Annotated in this window: 7 protein-coding genes, 1 tRNA gene and 1 other RNA gene; 4 read left to right on the top strand and 5 right to left on the bottom strand. The window is 72.8% G+C overall.

All coding sequences use genetic code 11. The features are described 5' to 3' along the window. Positions 1-29: 29 nt before the first annotated feature. An RNA gene (gene ffs / locus ACIP6W_RS13940) (signal recognition particle sRNA small type) lies at positions 30-126 on the bottom strand. Between the two features lie 36 nt (positions 127-162). On the opposite strand from ffs, the gene ACIP6W_RS13935 reads away from it, so the two are divergent. Next, positions 163-837 (top strand): SDR family oxidoreductase, encoded by a 675-nt coding sequence (locus tag ACIP6W_RS13935; protein WP_066655180.1) that lies wholly within the window; start codon positions 163-165, stop codon positions 835-837. Positions 838-1,074: 237 nt separating this feature from the next. Here ACIP6W_RS13935 and ACIP6W_RS13930 read toward each other — a convergent pair whose 3' ends face one another. Beyond that, complete coding sequence (locus ACIP6W_RS13930) at positions 1,075-2,271, bottom strand: acetate kinase (protein ID WP_251154631.1); 1,197 nt, start codon at positions 2,269-2,271, stop codon at positions 1,075-1,077. 75 nt (positions 2,272-2,346) lie between these two features. Then, a complete protein-coding gene (gene pta / locus ACIP6W_RS13925) occupies positions 2,347-4,455 on the bottom strand; it encodes a phosphate acetyltransferase (protein WP_209685079.1) in 2,109 nt (702 codons plus the stop codon). Positions 4,456-4,577: 122 nt separating this feature from the next. On the opposite strand from pta, the gene ACIP6W_RS13920 reads away from it, so the two are divergent. Continuing rightward, positions 4,578-4,665: transfer RNA gene (locus tag ACIP6W_RS13920), tRNA-Ser, on the top strand. 342 nt (positions 4,666-5,007) lie between these two features. Further along, positions 5,008-5,652, top strand: coding sequence for a hypothetical protein (locus ACIP6W_RS13915; RefSeq protein ID WP_251159564.1), 645 nt, complete (start codon positions 5,008-5,010; stop codon positions 5,650-5,652). 40 nt (positions 5,653-5,692) lie between these two features. Here the strand turns inward: ACIP6W_RS13915 and ACIP6W_RS13910 are convergent, their stop codons facing one another. Then, positions 5,693-7,684, bottom strand: coding sequence for a helicase HerA-like domain-containing protein (locus tag ACIP6W_RS13910; RefSeq protein WP_400430066.1), 1,992 nt, complete (start codon positions 7,682-7,684; stop codon positions 5,693-5,695). Between the two features lie 67 nt (positions 7,685-7,751). Then, positions 7,752-9,008, bottom strand: a complete 1,257-nt coding sequence (locus ACIP6W_RS13905; protein ID WP_200884101.1) for a multidrug effflux MFS transporter — start codon at positions 9,006-9,008, stop codon at positions 7,752-7,754. 283 nt (positions 9,009-9,291) lie between these two features. Between ACIP6W_RS13905 and ACIP6W_RS13900 the strand changes: the two genes are divergently transcribed. Further along, positions 9,292-9,873 carry a TetR/AcrR family transcriptional regulator gene (locus ACIP6W_RS13900; RefSeq protein WP_251154626.1) on the top strand — a complete coding sequence of 194 codons (582 nt, stop codon included), beginning with the start codon at positions 9,292-9,294 and terminating at the stop codon, positions 9,871-9,873. The last annotated feature ends 55 nt before the right edge of the window (positions 9,874-9,928 follow it).

The following is a 9,928-nucleotide window of genomic DNA, read 5'->3' as shown; positions in this document are numbered from 1 at the left end:
TCGCTCCGGCTGCGTCCTCGCCCCGGAACGAAGAAGACTCCTCACGCACCCGCCAGAGCCCGGTTACCCTTGCTGCGTTTCCGCCCTGGGGGAGTTGGCCTGGATGGCGTCACGTGAGGAGCCTCCGGAAGTCTACCGGATGCTCCGGGCAGTATCGGACACATGAAGATCGCCATCGCCGGAGGACACGGCCAGATCGCACTGCTCCTCGCCCGCCTGATCACCGACGCGGGCCACGACGCCGTCGCGATCATCCGCAACCCTGCCCACGTGACCGACGTCGAGCAGCAGGGCGCGACGGCCCTGGTCGTCGACCTGGAGCAGGTGGACGACGACGAGCTGGCGCTGCGCCTCCGTGGCGTCGACGCCGTGGTCTTCGCCGCGGGTGCCGGGCCGAACAGCGGCGCCGACCGCAAGGAGTCCGTCGACCGCGACGCGGCGATCACCCTGGCGGACGCGGCGGAGCGGATCGGGATCCAGCGGTACGTGATGGTGTCGGCGATGGGTGCCGACGCCTACGACCGCGAGCGTGCCGTGGTCCCTGCCCGGACGGAGGCGGACGTCTTCCAGGTGTACCTCCGGGCGAAGTCGGAGGCCGATGCGAACATCCGGATGCGGAACCTGGCCTGGACGATCATCCGGCCTGGAGCACTGCTCGACACCCCGCCGCAGGGCACGGTGCACGTCGGCCGGACGGTCCCCCGCGGGTCGATCCCCCGTGCGGACGTCGCCGCCCTCGTCCTGCACGCACTGCTCGACGACACCGCCGTCGGGGTGCAGTTCGAGGTGACGAGCGGCAACACCCCGATCCCGGCCGCCCTGCACGCCCTGAGCTGACGCGGGCGGGACGCTGGCGTCAGCGCGAGACGCCGGCGTCAGCGCGAGACGCCGTCCACCGAGCGAGACGCCGTCGGAAGTGGCGGCGTCTCGACGAAGTGGCGGCGTCTCGAGTGGCTGGCGGCGCCTCGGCGACGGCGCAGCACCAGGCGCCACGCTGCGCCGCGCCGTGCCACCAGCCCGACGGCCCGACGGCCCACCAGCCCGACGGCCCGACGGCCCACCAGCCCGACGGCCCTACAGCGCGACCGCCGCCGACTGCCGGGCGATCTCGAGCTCCTCGTTCGTCGGCACGACGAGCACCGCGACCCGCGACGCGTCGGTCGAGATCAGCCGGGCCTCCTTCGAGTGCAGCTCGTTCCGGTCGGCGTCGACCTCGATGCCCAGGTGCTCGAGCCCGGCGAGCACGCGCCGCCGCAGCAGCGCGTTGTTCTCCCCCACCCCGGCGGTGAACACGACGGCGTCCAGCCCGCCGAGCTGCGCCGTGTAGGCCCCGACGTAGCGGCGGATCCGGTGCCGGTACACGGCGAGCGCCGCCTCGGCCTCGTCGTCGCCACCGAGCGCCGCGTCCTGCACGTCGCGCATGTCGCCGTTGCCCGTGAGGCCGAGCAGCCCGGACTGCTTGTTGAGCATCGTGTCGAGGTCGTCGAAGGACATGCCGGCCTCGCGGTGCAGGTGGATGAGCACTGCCGGGTCGAGGTCGCCGGAGCGCGTGCCCATCACGAGGCCCTCGAGCGGCGTGAGACCCATCGACGTCTCGATCGACCGCCCGCCGTCGATCGCCGCGACCGACGCCCCGTTGCCGAGGTGCAGCACGATCGTCTTCAGCTCGGCCAGCGGGCGGCCGAGGAACTCCGCGGTCTGCTCGGACACGTACTTGTGGCTCGTCCCGTGCATGCCGTACCGGCGGATCCGGTACCGCTCGGCGAGGTCGGCCGGGATCGCGTACGTGTAGGCGTGCGGCGGCATGGTCTGGTGGAACGCGGTGTCGAAGACGGCGACGTGCGGCACGTCCGAGAACACCTGCTTCGCCGCGCGGATGCCCTCGAGGTTCGCGGGGTTGTGCAGCGGCGCCAGGCTGTTCAGGTCCTCGATCTGCTGCTCGACCTCGTCGGTGACGACGGTGGCCGCGTCGAAGGTGGTCCCCCCGTGCACGACGCGGTGTCCGACGACCGCCGGCGGGTGCTCGTCGAACGACGGCCCGACCTTGGCGAAGGCGTCGATCATCGCCTGGAAGCCGGCCGCGTGGTCGGGCACGGACGCCGCGTCGTTCGACGACGACTCCCCCGTCAGCGCGTTGGTGTGCTTCCACGCCCCCGACGACTCCCCGATGCGCTCGACGAGCCCGGAGGCGAGCGTGCGCTCGCCCTCGAGTTCGATGAGCTGGTACTTGAACGAACTCGATCCGGAGTTGACGACGAGGGCTGCGGTCACGGTGGGGTGCCTTTCTCGGGACGGTCTGGAGGCGCGGTGCGGGCGGGTGGGCTGGTCGCGGTCGGCGATGGTCGGTCAGGCCGCGTCGGTCGCGGTGCCGGCCTGGATGGCCGTGATGGCGACCGTGTTCACGATGTCGCTGACGAGCGCACCGCGGGACAGGTCGTTGATCGGCTTGCGCAGGCCCTGGAGGACGGGTCCGATCGCGACCGCACCAGCCGAGCGCTGCACGGCCTTGTACGTGTTGTTGCCGGTGTTGAGGTCGGGGAAGATGAACACCGTCGCCCGGCCCGCCACGGGCGAGTCCGGCATCTTCGTGCGGGCGACCGTCGGATCGGCGGCGGCGTCGTACTGGATGGGTCCCTCGACGAGCAGGTCCGGGCGGCGCTCCCGGACGAAGGCCGTCCCGGCGCGCACCTTGTCGACGTCCGCACCGGTGCCGCTGTCGCCGGTCGAGTAGCTCAGCATCGCGACGCGCGGGTCGATGCCGAACTGCGTGGCCGTCTCCGCCGACGAGATCGCGATGTCGGCGAGCTGCTCGCTGCTCGGGTCGGGGATGACCGCGCAGTCACCGTAGACGAGCACGCGGTCGGCGAGCGCCATGAGGAACACGCTCGAGACGATCGAGGTGTCCGGCCGGGTCTTGATGATCTCGAAGGACGGTCGGATGGTGTGCGCGGTGGTGTGCTTCGCCCCGGACACCATGCCGTCGGCGAGTCCGAGCTGCACCATGAGCGTGCCGAAGTAGGACACGTCGGTGACGGTGTCGCGCGCGAGCTCCATCGACATGCCCTTGTGCGCTCGGAGCCGCGTGTACTCCTCGGCGAAGCGCTCGCGCAGCTCGGGGTCGAACGGGCTGACGAGCTGCGCACCGTCGAGGTCGAGGCCGAGCTCGGTGGCGCGTGCCCGGATCGACGTCGGCTCGCCGAGGATCGTGAGCTCGCACACCTGTCGCGCGAGCAGCGTCGACGCCGCGTGCAGGATGCGGTCGTCGTCGCCCTCGGGCAGCACGATCCGCTTGCCGTACCCACGCGCGCGGTCGAGCAGCCCGTGCTCGAACATGAGCGGCGTGACGACCCCGGACGGGGTGAGCTGCAGGCGGTCGCGCAGTGCGTCGGCGTCGACGTGCTGCTCGAAGAGCGCCAGTGCCAGGTCGGCCTTGCGGGGTGAGTCCGCGGCGAGGCGCCCCCGGGTGTGGGTGATGCGGAGCGCGGTGTCGTACGTGCCGAGGTCGTTCCGGGCGATCGGCAGCGAGCTCGACAGGCCCTCGAGCAGCCGGGTGATCTGCGGCGAGGTCTCGAACCCGCCGTTGAGGATCACGCCCGCCAGGCTCGGGAAGGTCTCGGACTGGTTCGCGAGCACGGTCGCGAGGAGCACGTCGCTGCGGTCCCCCGGCACGACGACGATCCCGCCCTCGATGAGCCGCGGCAGCACGTTCTCCATGCTCATGCCGGCGACCACCGTGCCGAGGGCCTCCCGGTCGAGCAGCGCCTCGTCACCGCGGACGAGCGTGGCGCCCGTCGCCTCGAGCAGGGCGCGCACCGTCGGCGCCACGAGCACCCGGTCCTCCGGGATGGCCCACACGGGGGTGTCCGGGTGGTCGTCGCGCACGGCGTGCTCCACGCTCTGGACGATCGCGGCCAGGGCGTCCGGGTCCGCACGGTTCACGACGACGCCGAGCAGCTGGGCGTGCGCCGCCCGGAGTTCGCTCGTGGTGACGTCCGCGACCTGCGCCATCGCCTCGGGCGTGCGGACGCCACGCTCCGAGGAGTCCCGACCGCCGAGCACGAGCAGCACGGGCGCGCCGAGGTTCGCCGCGACCTTGGCGTTGAACGACAGCTCGGTCGGGCTGCCGACGTCGGTGTAGTCGGACCCGAGCACCACGACGGCGTCGCACTGCCGCTCGACCTGGGCGAACCGGTTCAGGATCGTGCCGAGGGCGGCATCCGGGTCGGCGTGCACGTCGTCGTAGGTCACGCCGACGGCCTCGTCGTAGGAGAGCCCCACCGCGCTGTGCTGCAGCAGGAGCTCGAGCACGTAGTCCGGCTCGGCCACCGACCGTGCGACCGGTCGGAACACGCCGACGCGTCCGACGGAGCGTGCGAGGGTCTCGAGGACACCGAGCGCGACGGTGCTCTTGCCCGTGTGTCCTTCTGCTGACGTGATGTAGATGCGGGTCGACACCCCTCCAGGCTAGTCGCGGGCACACCGTGCGCTCTGGGAGCCGACGGGGCCGTGGACGGACGTGGTCGTGACCACCCCCGCGAACCTGTACCATGGGGTGTCGTCACCGCGAGGTGGCACGAGGAGAATTCGCCTAGTGGCCTATGGCGCACGCTTGGAAAGCGTGTTGGGTGCAAGCCCTCGGGGGTTCGAATCCCCCATTCTCCGCCAGCAGTACCGAAGGGCGCGTCCAGCAGGACGCGCCCTTCGTCGTTCCCGGGTGGCGCACGTCCCCGTCGGCACGGCTCCCGACCGGCGCGGCCCCGGCTGCGGCCCCGGGTGCGGCCCGCGGAGTCCCCCACTCGCGGGACACGATCGCACCCCGCTCGGCCCGTCCTGGCCGGGAAACGCCCAACGGGGGTGGAACGGGCTGTCCTCCGCCCCCGCTTCGCCCTATCCTGTGCAGACGGACGACCCCGGGACGGGTCGGACGCGGTGCAGCGGGCGGCAGGGGCGTCGCCCGCGGGGTGGCAGATCGGTCTGCCCGTGCGCCCGAGGGGTGAGGAGACCCAGGTGGGGGAAGCGACGGTGTCAGCTGCCGGGCGTCTGCGGACGCCGGTCCACGACGTGGTCCTCCGCCCGCGGCGCTCCCTCGTCCGGTCGACCGTCCTCAGCGTGGTCTGCTCCGCCGTCCCCCTCGCCGTCGCGCTCGTCTGGGCCTCGCTGCCGGAGCGCTGGTGGGTCCTCGTCGCCGGGCTCGTCGTCGCCGTCGCCGTGCTGGTCGGGGTCCTCTTCGTCCGACTCGGTCAGGCCTTCCTCGGCATCGACGCCGACGTCGTCGCCCTGAACGCGGTCCTCACCCCGAACCGTCGCATCGCCCGCGAGCGGATCGACCGGCTCGTCGTCACCCCGACGTACGGCGCGTCGCCCGACCGCACCACGCGTGAGCTCCTCGCGTTCGACGCCGACGGCACGCACCTCTTCCGGCTGCGCGGCGACGTCTGGGGCGACGACGCCCTCGACCGCGTGGTCGAGGTGCTGGGCGTGCCGGTCGAGCACGAGCGCCGACCGGTCCACGTCCGCGAGGCCACCCGCCGCTGGCCCACGAGCCGCACCTGGTACGAGCGCCGCGGGGGCGTGCTCGCGGTGGGCGCGGCGACCGCGTGCATCGTCGCCGGCCTGCTCGCCGTCGAGACCGTCGGCCTCCTGACCCGCTGAGACCGGCCGGGGCGACGCGCGGCACCGGGCCGGCAGCAGCTCAGCGGCGGCGGCGGAGCGTCGAGAAGATGCCCCGGACGACCTCCTTCGCGATGGTCTGCCCGAGGCCGTTCCCGAGCAGTCCGCCGAGCGGGTCGTCCGCAGTGCGCCCGGCCGAGCGCGACGTCCGTGTCGACGTCGATCGCGACCGGCGACCCGCCGCTGCCCGCTCCGCGCGTTCGAACTCGCGTTGCGTCCGCTCGTACTCCGCCTGTGCGGCCTTCTGCTCGCGCTCGTCCCGCGCAGCCCGCGCGGCCGCCTCCTTCGCCGCCGCGGTGGCGGCGCGGGCAGCCTCCTGCTCGGCGTCCGCCTGCGCCTGCGCTGCGGCGGCGTCCGCGGCGGCGGACTCCATGCGGGCGGCCAGGAGCTCTCGCGCCGACTCGGGGTCGACGGTGGTGCCGTACCGGGCGAGGAGCGGGGACGAGGCGACCAGCGCCTCCAGGACGTCCGACGGCAGCGCGTCCATCGATCCCTGCGGCGCGCGCAGACGGGTCCACGCCACCGGCGTGGGTGCGCCGTCCTCGTTCATCACCGTCACGACCGCCTCGCCGGTCGCCAGCGAGGTCAGGACCTTCCCCAGGTCGTAGTCACTCGTCGGGTACGTCGACACGGTCGCCCGCAGCGCCTTCGCGTCGTCCGGCGTGTGGGCACGGAGCTGGTGCTGCACCCGCGAGCCGAGCTGTGCGAGCACGTCGTCGGGCAGGTCCTTCGGCGTCTGCGTGACGAACACGATGCCGACACCCTTCGAACGGATGAGCCGCACGGTGCGGACGACCTGCTCGCGGAAGTCCTTCGACGACCCCGAGAAGAGCAGGTGTGCCTCGTCGAAGAAGAACACGAGCGCCGGCCGGTCGGTGTCGCCGACCTCGGGGAGTTCGTTGAACAGGTCGGCGAGCAGCCACATCAGGAACGTCGAGAACACCTCGGGCCGGTCCTGCACGCCCGGCACCTCGAGCAGGCTCACGATCCCGCGGCCGTCCGGGGCGGTGCGCAGGAACGCACGGGTGTCGATCTCGGGTGCTCCGAAGAAGCGGTCCGCACCCTGGTCGGCGAAGGTCACCAGCTCGCGCAGGATCACACCGGCGGTCTGCTTCGACAACCCGCCGAGCTCCGCGAGCTCCGCCTTGCCCTGGTCGCTCACCAGGTGGGTCAGCACGGCGCGCAGGTCCGACAGGTCGACGAGCGGCAGTCCGGTGCGTTCGGCATGGTGGAACACCAACCCGAGCGAGGACTCCTGCGTCGCGTTGAGGCCGAGCACCTTGGCCAGCAGGAGCGGGCCGAACCCGGAGACGGTCGCCCGGATCGGCACACCGGTGCCCTGCCCGCCGAGGGAGTAGAACTCCACCGCACTCGCGACGCCGCGCCAGTCCTGACCGATCGCCTCGGTGCGGGCGAGGAGCTTCTCGTCCGGCTGCCCGGCCACGGCGAGTCCGGACAGGTCGCCCTTGACGTCGGCCGCGAACACCGGGACGCCGTTCGCGGCGACCTGCTCCGCGAGCAACTGGAGCGTGCGGGTCTTGCCCGTGCCGGTGGCACCGGCCACGAGGCCGTGCCGGTTGAGCATGCCGAGCGGGATCCGGACCTGGACGTCGGGCAGCGGGCGGCCGTTGACGAGGGCACCGAGCTCCAGGGCGGTGCCCTCGACGGCGTACCCGGTGCGGATCGCGTCGACGGCCTCCGGCCCGAGGGGGCCGGACTGCGGTGCGCTCGGCGGTGTGGTCGACGCGGTCGTCGCCTCCGGCGTGGTGGTCGCGTCGAGCGGCGCGCGGCCCGGAGGCTCGGTGGCTGTCCCCGGTGTCGTCCCGCCTGCGGCCGTGCTCGCGTCGGGCGCCCCGGTCGCCTCCGGTGCCGCGCTCGCGTCGGCCGCCCGGCTGAGCGCCGCCGCGAGCTCCTCGGCCCGCCGAGCCGCCTCGTCCGCAAGCCGACGTGCCTCCTCGGCCGCCGCCTGCGCCGCTGCTGCCGCTGCCCGTGCCTGCTCCACCGCGTCGGTCATGTCCGCAGCATACGGACGCGTCGACCCTCCGGTCCGCTCGTGGGCCGACGTCCGGCTGTGCGACGCGTCAGTGCGAGAGCGCCGGCACCGTCCGCGGCCGGACGACCACCCAGAGGACGACGACCGCGACCGCCGCCGTGCAGGCCATCACGCTCGCCATGGGCGTCGCCGCGGTGATGCCGAGCCACCCGACGATCGGCGAGACGAGCCCGGCGACCCCGAAGTTCAGTGCGCCGAGGAGCGACGCGGCGGTGCCGGCCTCCTTCCCGTGCGCGGCGAGACCGATCACCTGGACGAGCGGGAACGTGAACCCGCAGGCCGCGATGAAGAACCACAGCGGTACGAGGACCCCGACCAGGCCCGCACCGAGCTGGTCGAGCACGACGATCGCGACGGCGGACACGAACAGCGTCGCCGTCGAGCAGGCGAGGATCCACTGCGGGCCGACCCGCTGCGCCAGGCGCGAGGACACCTGCACGCCGACGACGACGCCGATCGAGTTCACGGCGAAGAGCAGGCCGTACTGCTGCGCGTCGAGGCCGTAGACCGTCTGGAACAGGAACGGCGACGCCGACAGGTACGAGAAGAGCCCGCTGAAGACCATCGCCCCGATGAGCGCGACGCCGACGAAGATCCGGTCGGAGAGCAGGGCCTTGTAGCGCTGCCCGATCGTCGAGTGGCCGGCCTCCTTCCGCCGAGCCGGCGGCAGGGTCTCGACGATGAGCAGGGACGACGCGATGACGACGGCTGCGCCGTAGCACGCGAGGAACACGAAGACGCCGCGCCAGCTGACGAACTGCAGCATCTGCGAGCCGATCAGCGGCGCGAGGATCGGCGCGAGGCCGTTCACCATCGCCAGGCGCGAGAGCATCCGGACGAGGGGCTTGCCGCCGAACAGGTCGCGCACGGTTGCCATCGCGACGACACCGCCGGCCGCGGCCCCCATGCCCTGCAGGACGCGGAAGAGCGCGAGCACCTCGACGTTCGGCGCGAGCGCTGCGCCGACCGACGCCGCGACGTGCACCGAGGTCGCGATGATGAGCGGCAGACGCCGGCCGACCTTGTCGCTCCAGGGCCCGACGAGCAGCTGCCCGACCGCGAACCCGAGCGTGGTCGCGGTGAGCGTGAGCTGCACCGCACCCTCGCTGATGCCGAACTCGCGCTCGAGCGACGGGAACGCCGGCAGGTACAGGTCGATGGTGAACGGCCCGAGCGCGGTGAGCGCGCCGAGCACGAAGACGTAGACGAGGCGCTGCCGCCGGGTGAGCGAGTCACCGGGGTGCAGCACGACGCGGAGCGAACCGGTGGTTGCGGGCGCGGTCACGAGCGGTCCTTCACAGGGGGTCGGGTGCAGGAGAGACGGGATCGGGGCCGGTCGCCGTCGACGTGGTGGACGTCAGGACCGACCGAGCAGGACCGGGGCGGATCGACTCGAATCGATTCGGCCCCGGAACCATCCTACGGGCTGCGTGAGCGCTCTCGCGACGCCCCGACCGCAACGCGCCCGTCACACTGCGCTCCTCGTCCAGTCCGCGCGGTCGCCGTGCGGTAACGTCGGACTGCTCGACAGCCGCCTCGTGCGGACGGAACGAAGAGGGGGTGGTGTCGTGGTCGACGCCCGGATCGTGCACACCACGGCAGCACTGCGCGAGGCGGTCCTCCGACTCGCAGCCGACCGCCCGGTCTCCGCCATCACGGTCGCCGACGTCACGCGCGCAGCCGGCATCAACCGCGCCACGTTCTACTCGCACGCCGTCTCCCCCGGGTCGCTCCTGGCCGACGTGCTGACGCCCGAGCTCGACCGCATCCGCGAGGAGGACGTCGAGGCCCGCCGGGCCGCCTCTGCCCGTGGGGCCGGCGAGGACGAGCTCGCCGCCATCACGCGCCGGGGCATCGACGCCGTCGTCGAGCACGTCGTGGCCCACCGCGACATCTACGCCCGCGGGTTGCCGGACACCGAGGACGCCTCCCTCCACCGCCTGCTGGTGCAGCACTTCACGGTGTCGAGCGCGCAGCACATCCGCGAACTCGACCCCGCGTCACGCCCGCCCCTGCTCGACGACGTCGCAGCCGGGTTCGTGGCGCAGGGCTTCGTCGGCGCGATCGAGGCGTGGCTGGCCGGACCCCGACGCTCCCGGAGGTCCCTGGTCGAGACGATCACCCTGTCGTTCCCGGCCTGGTGGCACTGAGCCGAGCCGGCACACGGCCCCGCTCCCGAGCCCGGCCCCTCGCCCGGTCACGCTG

Source organism: Curtobacterium sp. NPDC088465 (genome assembly GCF_044753165.1).
Taxonomy (GTDB): domain Bacteria; phylum Actinomycetota; class Actinomycetes; order Actinomycetales; family Microbacteriaceae; genus Curtobacterium.
This window is presented reverse-complemented; position numbering and strand designations above follow the sequence as displayed.

Coding starts and splice junctions, on each gene's coding strand:
- ACIP6W_RS13935 (WP_066655180.1), top strand. CDS start 163: ATGAAGATCGCCATCGCCGGAGGACACGGCCAGATCGCACTGCTCCTC.
- ACIP6W_RS13910 (WP_400430066.1), bottom strand. CDS start 7,684: ATGACCGACGCGGTGGAGCAGGCACGGGCAGCGGCAGCAGCGGCGCAG.